The 18,063-nt window shown below is 57.9% G+C and carries 16 protein-coding genes; 12 read left to right on the forward strand and 4 right to left on the reverse strand.

Features of this window, described 5'->3' with window-relative positions; all coding sequences use genetic code 11:
* The first annotated feature begins 4 nt into the window (after positions 1 to 4).
* The 6 genes from lpoB to FHN83_RS20545 all read left to right on the forward strand — a co-directional run bounded on the left by lpoB (position 5) and on the right by FHN83_RS20545 (position 5,348).
* On the forward strand, positions 5 to 655 hold the full coding sequence (lpoB, locus tag FHN83_RS20520) for a penicillin-binding protein activator LpoB (RefSeq protein ID WP_255296447.1): 651 nt from the start codon (positions 5 to 7) through the stop codon (positions 653 to 655).
* A complete protein-coding gene (gene thiK, locus FHN83_RS20525) occupies positions 636 to 1,460 on the forward strand; it encodes a thiamine kinase (RefSeq protein ID WP_139565464.1) in 825 nt (274 codons plus the stop codon). Before lpoB ends, thiK begins: the two co-directional genes overlap by 20 nt.
* 11 nt (positions 1,461 to 1,471) lie before the next feature.
* Positions 1,472 to 2,497 (forward strand): beta-N-acetylhexosaminidase, encoded by a 1,026-nt coding sequence (gene nagZ, locus FHN83_RS20530; protein ID WP_139564769.1) that lies wholly within the window; start codon positions 1,472 to 1,474, stop codon positions 2,495 to 2,497.
* Positions 2,498 to 2,531: 34 nt separating this feature from the next.
* Entirely contained in the window at positions 2,532 to 3,074 is a 543-nt protein-coding gene (gene ycfP, locus FHN83_RS20535) for an alpha/beta hydrolase YcfP (protein ID WP_032617568.1), read from the forward strand.
* A gap of 233 nt (positions 3,075 to 3,307) precedes the next feature.
* Positions 3,308 to 4,612, forward strand: a complete 1,305-nt coding sequence (locus FHN83_RS20540) for an NAD(P)/FAD-dependent oxidoreductase (RefSeq protein WP_039028944.1) — start codon at positions 3,308 to 3,310, stop codon at positions 4,610 to 4,612.
* 196 nt (positions 4,613 to 4,808) lie between these two features.
* On the forward strand, positions 4,809 to 5,348 hold the full coding sequence (locus FHN83_RS20545) for a glycine zipper 2TM domain-containing protein (RefSeq protein ID WP_039028945.1): 540 nt from the start codon (positions 4,809 to 4,811) through the stop codon (positions 5,346 to 5,348).
* A 479-nt stretch (positions 5,349 to 5,827) separates the two neighbouring features.
* Here the strand turns inward: FHN83_RS20545 and FHN83_RS20550 are convergent, their stop codons facing one another.
* The gene (locus tag FHN83_RS20550) at positions 5,828 to 6,463 is read right to left on the reverse strand and encodes a TetR/AcrR family transcriptional regulator (protein WP_139564770.1); all 636 of its coding nucleotides are present in this window, start codon (positions 6,461 to 6,463) and stop codon (positions 5,828 to 5,830) included.
* A 240-nt stretch (positions 6,464 to 6,703) separates the two neighbouring features.
* Between FHN83_RS20550 and bhsA the strand changes: the two genes are divergently transcribed.
* Positions 6,704 to 6,961 carry a multiple stress resistance protein BhsA gene (gene bhsA, locus FHN83_RS20555; RefSeq protein WP_139564771.1) on the forward strand — a complete coding sequence of 86 codons (258 nt, stop codon included), beginning with the start codon at positions 6,704 to 6,706 and terminating at the stop codon, positions 6,959 to 6,961.
* A gap of 76 nt (positions 6,962 to 7,037) precedes the next feature.
* Here the strand turns inward: bhsA and ldtC are convergent, their stop codons facing one another.
* From ldtC to FHN83_RS20570, 3 genes are all read right to left on the reverse strand, one after another.
* Positions 7,038 to 7,991: a L,D-transpeptidase LdtC gene (gene ldtC, locus FHN83_RS20560; protein ID WP_327062094.1), complete on the reverse strand. Its 954-nt coding sequence runs from the start codon at positions 7,989 to 7,991 to the stop codon at positions 7,038 to 7,040.
* Positions 7,992 to 8,146: 155 nt separating this feature from the next.
* On the reverse strand, positions 8,147 to 11,593 hold the full coding sequence (gene mfd / locus FHN83_RS20565) for a transcription-repair coupling factor (RefSeq protein WP_138368686.1): 3,447 nt from the start codon (positions 11,591 to 11,593) through the stop codon (positions 8,147 to 8,149).
* Between the two features lie 118 nt (positions 11,594 to 11,711).
* Positions 11,712 to 12,785 (reverse strand): acyltransferase family protein, encoded by a 1,074-nt coding sequence (locus FHN83_RS20570; protein ID WP_139564773.1) that lies wholly within the window; start codon positions 12,783 to 12,785, stop codon positions 11,712 to 11,714.
* Positions 12,786 to 13,055: 270 nt separating this feature from the next.
* On the opposite strand from FHN83_RS20570, the gene lolC reads away from it, so the two are divergent.
* Genes lolC through cobB form a run of 5 tightly spaced genes read left to right on the forward strand, consistent with a single transcriptional unit; the run spans position 13,056 to position 17,996 of the window.
* Positions 13,056 to 14,255 carry a lipoprotein-releasing ABC transporter permease subunit LolC gene (gene lolC / locus FHN83_RS20575; protein WP_039028951.1) on the forward strand — a complete coding sequence of 400 codons (1,200 nt, stop codon included), beginning with the start codon at positions 13,056 to 13,058 and terminating at the stop codon, positions 14,253 to 14,255.
* On the forward strand, positions 14,248 to 14,949 hold the full coding sequence (gene lolD / locus FHN83_RS20580) for a lipoprotein-releasing ABC transporter ATP-binding protein LolD (RefSeq protein WP_039028952.1): 702 nt from the start codon (positions 14,248 to 14,250) through the stop codon (positions 14,947 to 14,949). The genes lolC and lolD overlap by 8 nt, the downstream gene beginning before the upstream one ends.
* A complete protein-coding gene (lolE, locus tag FHN83_RS20585) occupies positions 14,949 to 16,193 on the forward strand; it encodes a lipoprotein-releasing ABC transporter permease subunit LolE (RefSeq protein WP_139564774.1) in 1,245 nt (414 codons plus the stop codon). The genes lolD and lolE overlap by 1 nt, the downstream gene beginning before the upstream one ends.
* Before the next feature lie 54 nt (positions 16,194 to 16,247).
* Positions 16,248 to 17,159: an N-acetylglucosamine kinase gene (gene nagK, locus FHN83_RS20590; protein ID WP_139564775.1), complete on the forward strand. Its 912-nt coding sequence runs from the start codon at positions 16,248 to 16,250 to the stop codon at positions 17,157 to 17,159.
* A 15-nt stretch (positions 17,160 to 17,174) separates the two neighbouring features.
* Positions 17,175 to 17,996, forward strand: coding sequence for a Sir2 family NAD+-dependent deacetylase (gene cobB, locus FHN83_RS20595; protein WP_139564776.1), 822 nt, complete (start codon positions 17,175 to 17,177; stop codon positions 17,994 to 17,996).
* The last annotated feature ends 67 nt before the right edge of the window (positions 17,997 to 18,063 follow it).

Below are 18,063 nucleotides of genomic sequence, written 5' to 3' on the forward strand. Positions count from 1 at the left end.
AATTTTGATTAATAACTTCAGTCGTTACGCGCTTGTCACGGCTTTTGCACTGTTCCTGTCGGGCTGTATTAGCCGCACTGAGCAACCACCGGCACCGGTGGAAGAGGTTAAACCGGGCGTTGAGCAGCCGGTTGAGCCAACCCAGCCAGTCCCAACCGTACCGACCGTGCCGTCAGTACCGGAGCAGCCAGGCCCGATCGAGCATCAGGAGCAGCCTGCTCAGCCCACACCGCGTGAACGTCACTACGACTGGAACGGGGCAATGCAACCGATGGTCGGCAAGATGCTGCAGGCGCAGGGCGTGACAGCGGGCAGCGTGCTGCTGGTGGACAGCGTCAACAACCGCACTAACGGCAGCCTGAATGCGGGTGAAGCCACCGAAACGCTGCGTAATGCGCTGGCGAATAACGGGAAGTTCACGCTGGTATCCGCGCAGCAGCTTGCGGTGGCCAAACAGCAACTGGGCCTCTCTGCGCAGGACAGCCTGGGCTCGCGCAGCAAAGCTATCGGTATTGCCCGTAACGTGGGCGCCCAGTACGTGCTCTATTCCAGCGCGACCGGTAACGTTAACTCCCCGGCGCTGCAAATGCAGCTGATGCTGGTTCAGACAGGTGAAATTATCTGGTCGGGTAAAGGTGCAGTTCAGCAACAGTAACCTGACGCGCGACACGCTGCTGTCGCGCTTTTTCCCGCAGTATCGCATCATCGCGCCGCCAGCCCACGCCGGGTTGAGCGGCGCGAGCTGCATTATCGAACATGCAGGGCACCGTCTGGTGCTGCGCCAGTGCCATGCCGGGCTGGCAACGCCTGCCCATTTTCGCCGTCAGTACCATGCCCTGCGCCATCTTCCCGCCGACATTGCTCCTCAACCGCGTTTTTACAGTCCTGGCTGGATGGCGGTGGATTATCTGGCGGGCGATATCAAAACCACGCTGCCCGCCGCACCTGCGCTGGCCGCAATGCTGTATCATCTCCATCAACAGCCGACGTTCGGCTGGAGCATCACCCTGACGCCGCTGCTGGAACAGTACTGGCTACAGGCCTCGCCCTCCCGACGCACGCCGCTATGGCTGAGATGGCACAAGCGCCTGCTAAAACGAGGAGAGCCGCGCCCGCTGCGCCTGGCGCCGCTGCATATGGACGTTCATGCGGGTAATATCGTGCATACCGACCTCGGCAGTCGGCTGCTGGACTGGGAGTACGCCGGTGATGGTGACGTGGCGCTGGAGCTTGCCAGCGTCTGGACCGATGGTGACGCCGGGCGTCAGGCATTGCTCGCCGCCTATGCAGAGGCCGCACAGCTTGACCTGACGCAGCTGCAACGACAGGTGAAGCGCTGGCGCCCCTGGGTGCTGATGCTGATGGCGGGCTGGTTTGAGCTGCGCTGGCAGCAATCACAAAACAAACAATTTATAACCCTGGCCGATGAAGTCTGGCGCCAGTTAGCAACGAGAGAATAAGAGAGGTTCGTGTGGGTCCGGTCATGTTGGATGTGGAAGGTTATGAGCTGGATGCGGAGGAGCGCGAGATCCTGGCGCACCCGCTGGTGGGTGGCCTGATCCTGTTTACCCGTAATTATCACGATCCGGCGCAGCTGCGCGAGCTGGTTCGCCAGATCCGCGACGCTTCCCATCACCGGCTGGTGGTGGCGGTGGATCAGGAGGGGGGCCGCGTGCAGCGTTTCCGCGACGGCTTTACCCGTCTGCCGGCTGCCCAGTCCTTTGTGGCGCTGCTCGGCCTGGAAGAGGGCGGCAAGCTGGCGCAGGAGGCGGGCTGGCTGATGGCCAGCGAGATGATCGCCATGGATATTGATATCAGCTTCGCCCCGGTACTGGACGTGGGCCATATCAGCGCTGCCATCGGCGAGCGTTCTTACCATGATGAACCGCAGAAGGCGCTGCAGGTGGCGACCCGCTTTATCGACGGAATGCATGAAGCGGGGATGAAAACCACGGGTAAACACTTCCCGGGACATGGTGCCGTCACGGCGGATTCCCATAAAGAGACTCCGCGCGATCCACGGCCACAGGCGGAGATCCGCGCCCGGGATATGTCGATTTTCAAATCGCTTATCAGCGACAACAAGCTCGACGCCATCATGCCTGCGCATGTGATCTACCCCGATGTCGATCCCCGTCCGGCCAGCGGCTCGCCGCACTGGCTCAAAACCGTTCTGCGTCAGGAGCTGGGTTTCAACGGGGTGATTTTTTCCGACGATCTGTCGATGGAAGGGGCGGCGATCATGGGCAGCTACGCTGAACGGGGTCAGGCATCGCTGGACGCGGGTTGCGATATGATCCTGGTCTGCAATAATCGTAAAGGCGCAGTGAGCGTGTTGGATAACCTGTCGCCGATCAAGGCTGAACGTGTTACACAATTGTATCATAAAGGTTCTTTTAGCCGTCAGGAGCTGCGGGATTCCGCACGCTGGAAAACCGTGAACGCGCAGTTACAGGCGCTTCATGAGCGCTGGGAAGCGCATAAAGCGGGGCAGTAATCCCTCCTGACAAGCGTAGTGTGGCGAGGATACGATGATCATCTATTTGCACGGTTTTGATTCGAACAGTCCCGGTAATCACGAGAAAGTACTGCAGCTGCAGTTTATCGATCCGGATGTGCGTCTGATTAGCTACAGCACGCGCCATCCGAAGCATGATATGCAGCATCTGCTGAAAGAAGTGGACAAAATGCTGCAGCTGAACGTTGACGACCGTCCGTTGATTTGTGGCGTCGGCCTGGGAGGGTACTGGGCTGAGCGCATTGGGTTCCTGTGTGATATTCGCCAGGTGGTGTTCAATCCTAACCTGTTCCCGAACGAGAACATGGAAGGCAAAATCGACAGGCCGGAAGAGTATGTTGATATCGCCACCAAGTGCGTGAGCAATTTCCGTGAGAAAAACCGCGATCGCTGTCTGGTGATCCTCTCCCGCAACGATGAGGCGCTGAACAGCCCCCGTGCGGCGGAGCTGTTGCACCACTACTACGAAATTGTCTGGGACGAAGAGCAGACGCACAAGTTCAAGAATATTGCCCCCCACCTGCAGCGTATCAAAGCGTTCAAGACTTTAGGATAAGGCTCATTTTTCCAACTAAGCCCGGCCACTTTCGTGAGCCGGGCTTTCTTTTTGCTAAGCTTGGGTGAATTTTAAGCGGCAAAACTTGATGCACATCAATTTTGGTATGACCAATGCACCGAACATGTTATTCTCATGACGGTTGAATGGTTTCAGTGCGGTAACCTGTTGTTAATTAAAGGTTATTTTAATAACTTTTAGTTAACAATTGGTTAATAATTTAGGGGGTCACGTTGACTACACCATTGAAAAAGATAGTGATTGTGGGCGGCGGCGCAGGCGGGCTGGAGCTGGCTACGCAGCTGGGTAAGAAGCTCGGCCGCGGTAAAAAAGCCAAAGTTACGCTCGTCGATCGCAACCACAGCCACCTGTGGAAACCGCTGCTGCACGAAGTCGCCACCGGTTCTCTGGATGAGGGCGTGGACGCGCTGAGCTATCTGGCGCATGCGCGCAACCACGGGTTCCAGTTCCAGCTGGGTTCAGTGGTCGATATCAACCGTGAAAGCAAAACTATTACGCTGGCAGAGCTGCGTGACGAGAAGGGCGAGCTGCTGGTGCCGGAGCGCAAGCTGGCGTATGACACGCTGGTGATGGCGCTGGGCAGCACCTCCAACGACTTCAACACCCCGGGTGTAAAAGAGAACTGCATCTTCCTCGACAACCCGCATCAGGCGCGTCGTTTCCATCAGGAAATGCTGAACCTGTTCCTGAAATATTCCAATAACCTCGGCGCAAGCGGCAAGGTGAATATCGCTATTGTCGGCGGTGGCGCGACGGGCGTTGAGCTCTCTGCGGAGCTGCATAACGCGGTGAAACAGCTACACAGCTACGGCTATAAAGGCTTAACCAACGACGCGCTGAACGTGACGCTGGTGGAAGCGGGCGAACGTATTCTGCCTGCGCTGCCGCCGCGTATCTCCGGCGCTGCACATAGCGAACTGACCAAGCTGGGCGTGCGTGTTCTGACCCAGACAATGGTGACCAGTGCCGATGAGCACGGCCTGAACACCAAAGACGGCGAGCACATCAAAGCCGATCTGATGGTCTGGGCGGCAGGGATCAAAGCGCCTGATTTCATGAAAGAGATCGGCGGCCTTGAAACCAACCGCATCAACCAGCTGGTGGTTGAGCCAACGCTGCAAACCACCCGCGATCCGGACATCTACGCCATTGGCGACTGCGCCTCATGCGCCCGCCCGGAGGGTGGATTCGTACCACCGCGCGCTCAGGCTGCTCACCAGATGGCAAGCCTGGCGCTGCACAACATCCTGGCCCAGGCGAAGGGCAAAACCCTGAAGAGCTACGTCTATAAAGATCACGGTTCCCTGGTTTCGCTTTCGAACTTCTCCACCGTGGGCAGCCTGATGGGTAACCTGATGCGCGGTTCAATGATGGTCGAGGGGCGCATTGCCCGCTTCGTCTATATCTCCCTGTACCGTATGCACCAGGTTGCGCTGCACGGTTACTTCAAAACCGGGCTGATGATGGTGGTTGGCAGCATCAATCGCGTGATCCGCCCGCGACTGAAACTGCACTGAGTTCTAAGCCCCTCCGCATCCGCGGTGGGGCTTTTTTAGCATATCGTTCTGCAAAACGCCCTCTCTGGGTCTAAGAGTCCTCCTAAACCAGCCAGTTTTGCGCTTGTCGCCGCATTTTTAATCCTTTCTCTGATTTGCCTGCGTACACCTTTCGTTGCAAAATTGTTACTAATAGCAATAAAAAGGAGAACGTCACATGAATAAATCCATGGTGGCAGGTATAGGGATTGGCGTGGTTGCCGCATTAGGTGTGGCGGCCGTTGCCAGTCTTAATGTTTTTGATCGTGGCCCACAATATGCGCAGGTGGTTTCGGCTACACCTATCAAAGAGACGGTAAAAACACCGCGCCAGGAGTGCCGCAACGTGACCGTAACGCATCGCCGCCCTGTGCAGGATGAAAACCGTATCGCCGGTTCCGTTCTTGGCGCGGTAGCCGGCGGGGTGATTGGTCACCAGTTTGGTGGCGGCCGCGGTAAAGATGTCGCAACGGTAGTGGGTGCCTTAGGTGGTGGTTACGCCGGGAATCAGGCGCAGGGTGCCCTGCAGGAGCGCGATACCTACACCACGACCCAACAGCGTTGTAAGACGGTCTATGACAAATCAGAGAAAATGCTCGGCTATGATGTGACCTATAAAATTGGCGATCAGCAGGGCAAGATCCGTATGGATAAAGATCCCGGCACCCAGATCCCGCTTAACGGCGACGGTCAGCTGGTACTGAATAACAAAGCATAAAAAAATCTGTTCTCTACATTTAGCTCCCCATTCGCTCAGGCTGGGGAGCTTTTTTTGCGCAAAAAAAAGACCTTAACACCGGCGCCGGTTGCGCGATGACTAAGGTCTTTCTCAGGGATACAGCAGGGTAAGAGTGGTTAGAGGTCGAATTCGTGATACTGGCGTAGCAGCAAAAATCCCGTTATCAGTACGGAAAGAAAAGCAAATAAAACTGACCCACCACATAAAACCCAGAGACCGAATAACAATGTAATTACTATTAACACCTTGAATAAAGGTAATAGCAAAATCATTTATATTCTCCTTCTGAATGTGTATAGCCAGAACTTCTCCGCCACAACTCATGCGCCTAATCATTAGCACATCAATAATCACACAATAAAGAATAGCAAACAGCAGAGCCAGGGGAGTAATTTTTGCCAGGCTTTGAGAAAGTATAGTTGAGAGGAGGGGATCAGGGCGGCAGGCCGCCCTGACGATCAGGCTTTCAGAAGTTCGGGCCACAGACGCAGGGTAATTTGCGTTATGGTCAGCAGTTTTTCCAGGCTGGCGCCTTCCCGGGCGCTGATGGACATGCCCTGTAAAACGCAGTTCAGATATTGGGCAAGTTTATGGGGATCGCTCTGGGCCGGGATCTCATCGCGCTGCTGACGCTGCTGTAAAAACCGGCACAGCGTCTCCTCCTGCATGGCATGGCGTGATTTCACCGTGTGGGCAATCTCTTCCGAAGAGGCCGCAAGCGTCGCCGAGGTATTAATCATAAAGCAGCCCGCAGGCGTATCTTTGCTGGTAAAGCAGGTCGCCACTGCGGTGAAGTAGTCTTCCAGCGCCTGTTCGACGCGCTTCTCTTCACAAAACAGCTGCGCTTCATGGCGTGCGGCGAAGCGGCTGATATAGCGATCCAGCACCGCGCGGAACAGCCCCTCTTTATTGGTAAATTCTGCATACAGCGTAGGCGCTTTCGCCCCCGTCGCGGCAACCAGGTCTGCCAGCGATGTGGCTTCATACCCATGCTGCCAGAACAGCGTCATGGCCTTATCCAGCGCCGCTTCCCTGTCGAACACTTTTGGTCGGCCACGGCTTTTCTTTTCGCAACGCGTGTCATCGGTTGTCATAGCCGTTGTACCTCTGTTGGTTTGTTGAACGACCATTATAAAAATAATCCCTTTCTGCGACCAGCGCTGAATGGATAAAAATTTATTCATCCTATCAATATGAATTTAAACGCTTTTAAAATTATTTTAATGATCGTTATAAAAATTAATTGACGTGTGACGCAGATCACATCTATCATTTTGTTATCGATCGTTAAGTAAATTCTTGCGACATCCCTTCACTTGCAAAAGGTCTTTATCATGAAAAACGTAAAAACACTGATCGCCGCCGCCGTACTTAGCTCACTCTCATTTGCCAGCTTTGCAGCCGTTCAGGTGCAGTCTACCCCTGCCGATCAACAAAAAGTGGGCACTATCGCCGCGACGGGTGGGACTAACCTGGATTCACTGGAAAGCCAGTTAGCGCAAAAAGCGGATGAAATGGGGGCGAAATCTTACCGTATCACTTCCGTTACCGGCCCGAACACCCTGCACGGTACTGCAGTGATCTACAAATAAGCATGGCTTAACCCTCATTAATGCCACTACGAAAAAAAACGCTCTGCCTGTGCAGAGCGTTTTTTGTTTGTGCAGTTTACATCGACTGGGTTACAGGATGTGGCGTCACGTCCACCGGCATACCCGAACGCGCTTCCATGGCGCGCTCCATCACCACCTCGTCAGCGCTGGCCTTAAAACCCTGCTGGGCGGCATTGAGGATAATCGGCAGGGTTTGCGGATCGTCATTCAGCTGCTTCGACAGCGGCTGGTGTACCTCCACCAGACGCACGCTGCCTGGCTCTTCCGACACCTTGATCGGCGTATTCATGATATTCACTTTGGTGCCGGGCTGGATGACACGGAACAGCGTCTCGATGTCATTGTCCCGCAGGCGAATACAGCCGGAACTCACGCGCATGCCGATGCCAAAATCGGCATTGGTGCCATGCAGCAGATACACCCCACCGTAGGCTGCGAGGCGAATGGCGTGATGTCCCATCGGGTTTTCCGGCCCGGCGGGCACCACCGCAGGCAGATCGATACCCTGGGCTTTATAGCGGGCGCGGATGTTGGCGGTTGGGGTCCAGGTCGGATTGGCGCGTTTGTCCGACACCGTAGTCACCATCGTTGGCGTCAGGGTATCGCCCCCCAGCTGACCAATGCCGATGGGGTAAACCGTGACCTCATTTTTACCCGGCGGGTAATAGTAGAGCCGCAGCTCGGCCAGGTTGATCACAATTCCTTCCCGCGGCGCGTCGGGGAGCAGGGTTTGCAGCGGGATAGTCAGCACGCTGCCCGCACGGGGAACGTAGGGGTCAACGCCCGGATTTGCCTGCAGCAGGGCCAGGAAACCGACGTTATATTTTTTGGCAATGGCTTCCAGCGAGCCGCCATCGTTCTCCACCACATGAAAACGATTTTCGCCCACCAGCCGACTGCCCGCCGGGGGCAAGGGCCAGGTATTGGCCCGGGTGGGCAGGGCAAGCGCCAGGGTCGCGAGGAGCGCAACCAACGGTATCCAACGGGTAAAACGCGACGTTTTTTTCATCACCAGAATCCATAGCAATAAAGATTATTATTATCTGAACGTTAATCGATAATTATGGCGAATGAGTGTGTCGGGAAGTCCAGGCGGATTGCAAAGAGTTGTAAATTGCGCGGGGGAAATCATGCCGGGCGACATCAACATCGCCCGGCACGGGGTCAGGCTACGGCGTTCTCTTCCAGCTGACGCATAAAGTTGCACACCCACTCCATGCGGGTTTTGCGCTCCGCCAGATCCTGAGTGAACTTCAGGCGCGTCGGGCCGTCAAGCCGGTAGTGCTGGGGCTGTTTCTGCAGCAGGCCGATCAGCCACATCGGATCGACATGGTTCTTCTCGGCAAACTCAATCATGCCGCCTTTTTCATTCCCTTCCAGCTTGCGGATCCCCAGTTTCTGCGCCTGCTGACGTAACCGGGCGATATCCAGCAGGTTACGCGCTGCATCCGGCAGCAGGCCAAAGCGGTCGATCAGCTCTACCTTAATTTCGTCGAGACCGGCCTCGTCTTTGGCGCTGGCAATACGCTTGTAGAACGAGAGGCGGGTGTTGACGTCCGGGATAAAATCATCCGGCAGCAGGGCTGGCATGCGCAGCTCCACTTCCGTTTGCTGGCTGGTGAGATCTTCCAGCGACGGCTCGCGCCCCGCCTTCAGCGCATCGACGGCGTTTTCCAGCAGCTCCATATAGAGCGAGAAGCCGATGGTCTCCATCGAGCCGCTCTGATCTTCCCCGAGCAGCTCACCCGCCCCGCGGATCTCCAGGTCGTGGGTGGCCAGCGCAAAACCGGCACCCAGATCTTCCAGCGAGGCGATAGCTTCCAGGCGCTTCTGCGCATCGGTGGTCATCGCTTTCGGATGCGGGGTCATCAGCCAGGCATAGGCCTGATGGTGCGAGCGCCCGACGCGACCGCGCAGCTGGTGGAGCTGCGCGAGGCCGAAGTGATCTGCCCGCTCGATGATGATGGTGTTGGCGGTAGGAATATCGATACCGGTTTCGATGATCGTGGTACACACCAGCACGTTAAAACGCTGGTGGTGGAAGTCGTTCATCACCCGCTCCAGCTCGCGCTCGCGCATCTGGCCGTGGCCGATGGCGATACGCGCTTCTGGCACCAGCTCCGCCAGCCGGTCGGCCGCTTTCTGGATATTCTCCACATCGTTATAGAGATAGTAGACCTGGCCGCCGCGCAGCACTTCACGGAGGATCGCCTCACGCACCACCAGATTGTCGTATTCACGGACAAAGGTTTTCACCGCCAGACGACGGGCAGGCGGGGTGGCGATAATCGACAGATCGCGCATGCCGCTCATCGCCATGTTCAGCGTACGCGGGATCGGCGTGGCGGTGAGGGTCAGAATGTCCACGTCGGCACGCATCGCTTTGATGCGCTCCTTGTGGCGAACGCCGAAGCGGTGCTCCTCATCGACAATCAGCAGCCCCAGATCTTTCCACTTCACGTCGCTCTGCAGCAGCTTATGGGTGCCGATCAGAATGTCGATCTTGCCTTCGCTTGCCTGCTCCAGGATCTGCGCCTGCTCTTTGGCGCTGCGAAAACGCGACATCATCTCGATGCGCACCGGCCAGTTGGCAAAGCGGTCGCGGAAGTTATCGTAGTGCTGCTGCGCCAGCAGGGTGGTGGGAACCAGCACCGCCACCTGCTTGTTGTTTTCTACCGCCAGGAAGGTGGCGCGCATCGCCACTTCGGTTTTACCAAAGCCCACGTCGCCGCAGACCAGCCGGTCCATCGCCAGCGGCTGACACATGTCGCTGAGGACGGCGTTAATCGCCTGGGCCTGATCCGGGGTGGTTTCAAACGGGAAGCTATCGCAGAACAGCTGATACTGCTCTTTATCGTGCTTGAAGGCATAGCCCGCTTTCGCCGCACGCTGGGCGTAGATATCCAGCAGCTCCGCCGCCACGTCGCGCACTTTTTCTGCCGCTTTCTGCCGTGCTCTGGCCCATGCGTCACCGCCGAGCTTATGCAGCGGCGCGTTCTCTTCCGCACCGCCCGCGTAGCGGCTGATCAGATGCAGGGAGGAGACCGGCACGTAGAGTTTGGCGTCGTTAGCGTACATCAGCATCAGATATTCACCCTTGATGCCACCGGCCTCCAGGGTCGTCATCCCCGCGTAACGGCCTACGCCATGCTCCAGATGGACAATCGGCTGGCCGGTATGCAGCTCCGCCAGGTTGCGGATCAGCGTGTCCGGGTTGATGGTGCGACGGCTGTCCTGCCGACGGCGCGCCACGCGCTCACCCAGCAGATCGCTTTCACAGATCAGCGCCAGATTATTGATGGTATCAATAAACCCATGTTCGGCTGCGCCGATCATCAGGTAGCGCCCGGTGCCGCTGGCTTCGTCCAGACGCAGGATCCGTTTCGGAGCCACCTTAATGCGGCCAAGCAGTTCGCCCAGCGCCTCACGACGGCCTTCGCTCTCCACAGAGAAGATCACCGGCCCGGTAAAGGATTCGAGAAATTTACGCAGGTTATCCAGCGGCGATTTATTCTGCGCCTGCACCGCGAGGTCCGGCAGCGGCTGATAGGCGAGGTTGGTGTTGGCGGCTTTATCCGGCAGGCTTTCGGTTTTGAGCTGCACGCGCGGCCAGCGTTTCAGCTCGCTGAACAGTTCGTCAGTGCGCAGCCACAGCAGCTCGGGCTCCAGCAGCGGACGCATCGGATCGACACCGCGATTCTCAAAGCGGGCGCGGGTTTCACTCTCAAAACGGTTGGCGCTGGCCTCCAGATCGCCGGTGTTCAGCACCAGGGTATTCGCCGGAAAATAGCTGAACAGGGGAGGCAGCGGCTCGCTGAAGAACAGCGGCTGCCAGTATTCGATCCCCGACGGCAGGGTGCCTTTGCTCACCTGCTGGTAGATATGCTCGGCGTCACGCTTGACGTCAAACTTATCGCGCCACTGGCTGCGGAACAGCTCGATAGCGGTTTTGTCGGTGGGGAATTCATGGGCCGGCAGCAGGTTGATGGATTCCACTTCCTCCAGCGTGCGCTGGGTGTCGGCATCAAACAGGCGCAGGCTGTCGATTTCGTCATCGAAGAAGTCCAGACGATAAGGCTGTGCGCTGCCCATCGGGAAGAGGTCGAGCAGCGCGCCGCGGGTGGCGTACTCCCCATGCTCCATCACCTGATCGACATGGCGATAGCCGGCGCTGTCGAGCTGCACGCGCAGGCCATCCCTTGAGAGGCGCTGGCCTTTTTTCATCACCAGGGCGTGACCGTGCAGATAGCTGTGCGGGCAGACGCGCTGCATCAACGTATTAACCGGCACAATCAGCACACCGCGCTGCATGGTGGGCAGCTGATAGAGCGTGGAGAGGCGCGAGGAGATGATCTCCTGGTGCGGCGAGAAGCTGTCGTAAGGCAGCGTCTCCCAGTCGGCAAGGCTGGTGACCAGTTGATCGGTGAACTGGCGGATCTCATCATGCAGACGCAGGGCGTTTTGCATGTCAGGCGCGACCAGCACCACCGGGCCCTGATGACGCTCTGCAATTTCCGCAACCAGCGTGGCGCAGGCAGCCCCGGTCAGTTCACCCAACTGGCGTTGGTCGCCCGCTTTGCCGGGCAGGGAAAAACGATTTTGTTCAGGCATGGCTTTGTCAGGATCTCTTATGGGCATATCACTGATACACAATGTCTTTATTATCCTTGATCGTTTTACATTAGCAAACCGTAACCGCACACAGGGTGAAGACGCCCCCTGAGGGGCGTTAACGCGCGGCCTGAACCGGCGTAAGACGGGCAGGCGGGGTAAAGAAGAAATCCCCTGTCAGCGAAGTGGAGAGTTTGCGGGCAGCCAGGCCCACCAGCGTGCAGAGCAGCAGGCTGGCAAACGGGTAGAACAGCACCAGGGTCAGCTCTGCCCATACCGGCCATGCGCCGCCATTCAGCTCGTGAATCAAAAACAGGCTCATCCCTTCGATAAGAATGCGGTGGGTGGTGTAAATCGCAATGGTGTTCGAGCCAATCACGTTCAGCAGATTGTCTGGTCCGACGGCGAAGCGCTGCTCCAGGCGCGAGAACAGGGTCATGATCAGTAAAATAGAGAGCAGCGACAGCGGCAGGGGCACGTTCGCGAACCACAGCACGACCGAAACCACCGCAAAAGCCGCCACCGCCAGCCAGTCGCGTCGCCACACCCTGGCCTGCATCCAGGTCATCAGCTGCACGCCGTACCAGGCTCCCAGGCTGTAATAAATCATATTGCGCACCACGCTGTTCATCCCCCACCACGGCAGCGGCATAAAGTTAATGGCGATGCTCGCCAGGGCCAGCAGCCCGACCAGCGGCAATTTCCAGCGGCTCAGCAGCTTGCAGAGGGTGAAATAGACCACCAGGGCATAGAGATACCACAGGCTGGTGCTGGCGGTGAGCATACCGGTGATAAAGCCGGTCAGCGAGTCAGCGTAGGCGGCGTTAGAGGTGGTGTTGAGCTCGCGCTCCGGTGCCAGCCAGGCGTTGAGATGGGTCAGCGCCTGCCACTGCAACACGCCCCACAGCATCAGAACCCAGACAATGCTCCAGAGCCGCTTATCGAGGCTGTTTTTCCAGTCCACCTCGTCGATATAGCGGCGGATCAGATAGCCTGAAATAAAGAAGAACACCGGCATGCGAAACGGGGCAAGATAGAGATTAAAATAGACCCAGCATTTGGCAAGCAGCGCCGACAGCGGCGAGTGCAGCGCGTTCAGATGGGGATAAAAGGTGATGACCGAGTGGTAGATCACCACCAGGCAGATGCAGAGCCCCTTTATCTGGTTAATCCATAGTGTTTTTTGTTTCATCGCTTACCGGGTCCTGTTGTTACCTTGTTCGAACGGGTAAGTGTGTTGGGCGGCGGGCAGGATGTAATGGGTAAGAGTCTGTATCCGTACGATTTTCAGAAAAGCTGCAAACAACCCCGGGCGTCAGGCTTGCGGGCAGATACGGTTATTACGCTGATTTATCGTGCTTTTTCAGACAACCGGTAAGCAAAGCTTAGGGTTTCAGTCATTTACCCTTTGCGGATTCGCTTATATACTCGTGGGTCTGCTATCAGCAAACAGACGGATTTCATGTACCAACCTGTCGCACTATTCATAGGCCTGCGTTATATGCGTGGGCGCGCCGCGGACCGCTTCGGTCGCTTTGTCTCCTGGCTTTCAACCATTGGCATTACGCTTGGCGTGATGGCGCTGGTGACGGTTCTCTCCGTCATGAACGGCTTTGAGCGCGAGCTGCAAAATAACATTCTGGGGCTGATGCCGCAGGCCATCCTCTCATCCAGCAACGGGTCGGTTAATCCGCAGCAACTGCCCGAAAGCGCCGTGAAGCTGCAGGGCGTCAGCCGTGTGGCGCCGATCACCTCCGGTGACGTGGTGCTGCAAAGCGCCCGCAGCGTGGCGGTGGGGGTGATGCTGGGCATCGACCCGGCGCAAAAAGATCCCCTGACGCCATACCTGGTTAACGTCAAACAGACCGATCTGGCTCCCGGCCAGTACAACGTCATCCTCGGCGAACAGCTTGCCGGACAGCTGGGCGTCAATCGGGGCGACCAGCTGCGGGTGATGGTGCCGTCTGCCAGCCAGTTCACCCCGATGGGACGTCTGCCGAGCCAGCGCCTGTTTAACGTGATCGGCACCTTCGCCGCCAACAGCGAAGTGGACGGCTACCAGATGCTGGTCAATATTCAGGACGCGTCGCGTCTGATGCGCTATCCGCTCGGCAATATCACCGGCTGGCGTCTGTGGCTTAACGAGCCGCTGAAGGTCGATGTTTTGAGCCAGCAAACGCTGCCGGAAGGGACAAAATGGCAGGACTGGCGCGAACGCAAGGGCGAGCTGTTCCAGGCCGTGCGGATGGAAAAAAACATGATGGGCCTGCTGCTGAGCCTGATTGTGGCGGTCGCCGCGTTTAACATTATTACCTCCCTTGGCCTGATGGTGATGGAGAAACAGGGCGAGGTGGCGATCCTGCAAACCCAGGGGCTGACGCCGCGGCAGATCATGGCGGTCTTTATGGTGCAGGGCGCCAGCGCCGGTATCGTTGGGGCGCTGCTGGGCGCCGTGCTCGGTACGCTGCTTGCCAGCCAGCTGAACAATTTAATGCCGATTATCGGCGCGCTGCTCGACGGCGCGGCGCTGCCGGTGGCCATTGAGCCGCTGCAGGTGGTAGGCATTGCGCTGGCCGCGATGGCCATTGCCTTACTCTCCACGCTTTATCCTTCATGGCGCGCTGCCGCCACTCAACCCGCTGAGGCTTTACGTTATGAATAAGATCCTGTTGCAATGCGACAACCTGTGCAAACGCTATCAGGAAGGCACGGTGCAGACGGATGTCCTGCACAATGTCAGCTTCAGCGTAGGCGTTGGGGAGATGATGGCGATCGTCGGCACCTCCGGCTCCGGCAAAAGTACTCTGCTGCACCTGCTCGGCGGGCTGGATACGCCAACCTCCGGCGACGTAGTCTTCTCCGGCACCCCGCTGAGTACGATGTCATCGAGCGCCAAAGCCGACCTGCGTAACCGCGAGCTGGGCTTTATCTACCAGTTCCACCACCTGCTGCCTGATTTTACGGCGCTGGAAAACGTGGCGATGCCGCTGCTGATCGGCAAAAAGAAACCGGCTGAAATCAACGCCCGCGCCAGCGATATGCTGAAGGCGGTCGGGCTGGGCCATCGCGGCAACCACCGTCCTTCGGAACTCTCCGGCGGCGAGCGCCAGCGCGTGGCAATTGCCCGTGCGCTGGTGAACAACCCGCGCCTGGTGCTGGCTGATGAACCGACCGGCAACCTGGACGCCCGCAACGCCGACAGCATTTTCCAGCTCCTCGGCGAGCTGAATGCCTCCCAGGGCACCGCGTTTCTGGTGGTGACCCACGATCTGCAGCTGGCGAAACGCATGTCCCGCCAGCTGGAGATGCGTGACGGGCATCTGAATACCGAGCTGACCCTGATGGGGGCAGATTGATGGCTTCACCGTTATCGTTACTTATTGGTCTGCGTTTCAGCCGGGGCCGCCGTCGCAGCGGCATGGTGTCGCTGATCTCTGTTATCTCCACCATCGGTATCGCGCTGGGCGTGGCGGTGTTGATCGTTGGCCTCAGCGCCATGAACGGTTTCGAGCGTGAGCTGAACAACCGCATTCTGGCGGTAGTGCCGCACGGTGAAATCGAGCCGGTTAACCAGCCGTGGAATAACTGGAACGATGCGCTGAACAAGGTGGAAAAAGTGCCGGGCATTGCCGCGGCCGCGCCGTACATCAACTTCACCGGGCTGGTGGAGAGCGGCGCAAACCTGCGCGCCATTCAGGTGAAAGGAGTCAACCCGCGCCAGGAAGAGAAGCTCAGCGCGCTGCCGCAGTTTATCCAGAAAGATGCCTGGGCGAACTTTAAGGCCGGCGATCAGCAGATCATTATCGGCAAGGGCGTCGCCGACGCGCTGAAGGTCAAGCAGGGCGACTGGGTGTCGATCATGATCCCAAACGCCAGCGCCGATCATAAACTGCAGCAGCCGAAGCGCGTGCGTCTGCACGTCACCGGCATTCTGCAGCTGAGCGGCCAGCTGGATCACAGCTTCGCCATGGTGCCGCTGGAAGATGCCCGCCAGTATCTGGATATGGGCAGCAGCGTCACCGGCATCGCCATCAAGGTGAACGACGTCTTTAGCGCCAACAAGCTGGTGCGCGACGCCGGAGAAGTGACCGACAGCTACGTCTACATCAAGAGCTGGATCGGCACCTACGGCTATATGTACCGCGATATCCAGATGATCCGCGCCATCATGTACCTGGCGATGGTGCTGGTGATTGGCGTGGCCTGCTTTAACATCGTCTCTACGCTGGTGATGGCGGTGAAAGACAAGAGCGGCGACATTGCGGTCCTGCGTACTCTTGGAGCAAAAGACGGTCTTATTCGTGCCATCTTCGTCTGGTATGGTCTGCTGGCGGGGCTGCTGGGCAGCCTGTGCGGCGTGGTCATCGGCGTGGTGGTTTCCCTGCAGCTGACGCCGATTATCAACGGTATTGAGGCCCTGATCGGCCATCAGTTCCTGTCGGGCGATATCTATTTTATTGACTTCCTGCCGTCTGAATTGCACTGGCTGGACGTTTTTTATGTGCTGGTAACGGCACTTTTACTGAGTCTGCTGGCAAGCTGGTATCCGGCGCGTCGCGCAAGCCGAATTGATCCGGCGAGGGTATTAAGTGGCCAGTAATTACGTCATGATTTAGCGGTTGCGAGGCCGCTGAATCAGAAAGAGGAATGCACTATGTATTACGGATTTGATATTGGCGGCACCAAAATCGCGCTGGGCGTATTTGATACCAACCTGAAGCTGCAGTGGGAAACCCGTGTCCCCACGCCGCGCGAAAGCTACGATGAATTTTTAACCGCCATTGCCGCGCTGGTGGCCCAGGCCGATGAGCGCTTCGGCGTGAAGGGCACTGTCGGGATTGGCATTCCCGGGATGCCGGAAACCGACGACGGTACGCTCTATGCCGCCAACGTCCCTGCTGCCAGCGGCAAGCCGCTGCGCGCCGACCTGACACGTCTTCTTGAGCGCGACGTGCGCCTCGACAACGACGCCAACTGTTTTGCCCTCTCCGAAGCCTGGGACGATGAGTTCCAGCAGTATCCGCTGGTGATGGGTCTGATCCTCGGGACCGGCGTTGGCGGGGGGATTGTGGTCGACGGCAAACCGGTGACCGGGCGCAGCTATATCACCGGCGAGTTTGGCCATATTCGTCTCCCGGTGGACGCGCTGGAGGTGGTCGGGCGCGATTTCCCGTTGATCCGCTGCGGCTGCGGCCAGCACGGCTGCATCGAAAATTACCTCTCCGGCCGTGGATTTGCATGGCTTTATGAACACTTCTATCATCAAAAACGTGAGGCACCAGAAATCATTGCGCTGTGGGAGCAGGGCGATGAACAGGCCGTTGCACACGTCGAGCGCTATCTCGATCTGCTGGCCGTCTGTCTGGGTAACATCCTGACCATTGTCGATCCAGACCTGCTGGTGATCGGCGGAGGATTGTCGAACTTTACGGCTATCGCCGAGCGGTTGTCCGGTCGGTTGCCGCGTCATCTGTTGCCGGTTGCCCGCGTCCCGCGCATTGAGCGCGCGCGACATGGCGATGCCGGGGGAATGCGCGGCGCCGCGTTCCTCCATCTCACCCGTTAGCCATACGAGGTTTTTATGCTGTCGCGTCGGTCACTTCGACTCAGCCGTTTTCGCAAAAACAAACGCCGCTTGCGTGAGCGCTTACGCCAGCGAATCTTCTTCCAGGATGGGGCTCTGCCAGAAATGATGGAAAAACCAAGAGTGTTGGTCCTGACCGGGGCGGGGATCTCCGCCGAGTCGGGCATTAGAACGTTTCGCGCGACCGACGGGTTGTGGGAAGAGCATCGGGTTGAAGACGTGGCGACGCCGGAAGGTTTTGCCCGCGATCCTGAGCTGGTGCAGGCGTTCTACAACGCCCGCCGCCGTCAGCTTCAGTCGCCGGAGATCGCCCCTAACGCGGCGCATCTGGCGCTGGCGAAGCTGGAAGAGGCGCTGGGCGACCGCTTTCTGCTGGTGACGCAGAACATCGATAACCTGCATGAACGCGCGGGCAACCGCAACGTGATTCATATGCACGGTGAACTGCTGAAGGTGCGTTGTTCCGGCAGCGGGCAGGTCTTTAACTGGACCGGCGATGTGACCAGCGATGACAAATGCCACTGCTGCCAGTTCCCCTCTACGCTGCGCCCACACGTGGTCTGGTTTGGCGAAATGCCGCTGGGGATGGACGACATCTACAGCGCGCTGGCGATGGCGGACGTGTTTATCGCCATCGGCACCTCCGGGCATGTCTATCCGGCAGCAGGATTTGTTCACGAAGCGAAACTGCATGGGGCGCACACGGTGGAGTTAAACCTTGAGCCGAGCCAGGTGGGCAGCGAATTTGAAGAGAAAACCTACGGACTGGCAAGCGTTGTGGTGCCGGAATTCGTGGATAAATTATTGAAGGGATTGTAGGCATATTTCCCCTCACCCCGGCCCTCTCCCCATAGGGGAGAGGGTGTAAAGTTCCCTCTCCCCTATG

Origin of the sequence: Leclercia adecarboxylata (assembly GCF_006171285.1) — a bacterium.
In the GTDB taxonomy this organism is placed as follows: Bacteria; Pseudomonadota; Gammaproteobacteria; order Enterobacterales; family Enterobacteriaceae; genus Enterobacter; species Enterobacter barmai.

Excerpts from the sequence above, each read along its gene's own strand:
- ycfP (WP_032617568.1), top strand. The coding sequence starts at position 2,532 with ATGATCATCTATTTGCACGGTTTTGATTCGAACAGTCCCGGTAATCAC.
- FHN83_RS20545 (WP_039028945.1), top strand. The coding sequence starts at position 4,809 with ATGAATAAATCCATGGTGGCAGGTATAGGGATTGGCGTGGTTGCCGCA.
- FHN83_RS20550 (WP_139564770.1), bottom strand. The coding sequence starts at position 6,463 with ATGACAACCGATGACACGCGTTGCGAAAAGAAAAGCCGTGGCCGACCA.
- bhsA (WP_139564771.1), top strand. The coding sequence starts at position 6,704 with ATGAAAAACGTAAAAACACTGATCGCCGCCGCCGTACTTAGCTCACTC.
- ldtC (WP_327062094.1), bottom strand. The coding sequence starts at position 7,991 with ATGAAAAAAACGTCGCGTTTTACCCGTTGGATACCGTTGGTTGCGCTC.
- mfd (WP_138368686.1), bottom strand. The coding sequence starts at position 11,593 with ATGCCTGAACAAAATCGTTTTTCCCTGCCCGGCAAAGCGGGCGACCAA.
- FHN83_RS20570 (WP_139564773.1), bottom strand. The coding sequence starts at position 12,785 with ATGAAACAAAAAACACTATGGATTAACCAGATAAAGGGGCTCTGCATC.
- lolC (WP_039028951.1), top strand. The coding sequence starts at position 13,056 with ATGTACCAACCTGTCGCACTATTCATAGGCCTGCGTTATATGCGTGGG.
- lolD (WP_039028952.1), top strand. The coding sequence starts at position 14,248 with ATGAATAAGATCCTGTTGCAATGCGACAACCTGTGCAAACGCTATCAG.
- lolE (WP_139564774.1), top strand. The coding sequence starts at position 14,949 with ATGGCTTCACCGTTATCGTTACTTATTGGTCTGCGTTTCAGCCGGGGC.
- nagK (WP_139564775.1), top strand. The coding sequence starts at position 16,248 with ATGTATTACGGATTTGATATTGGCGGCACCAAAATCGCGCTGGGCGTA.
- cobB (WP_139564776.1), top strand. The coding sequence starts at position 17,175 with ATGCTGTCGCGTCGGTCACTTCGACTCAGCCGTTTTCGCAAAAACAAA.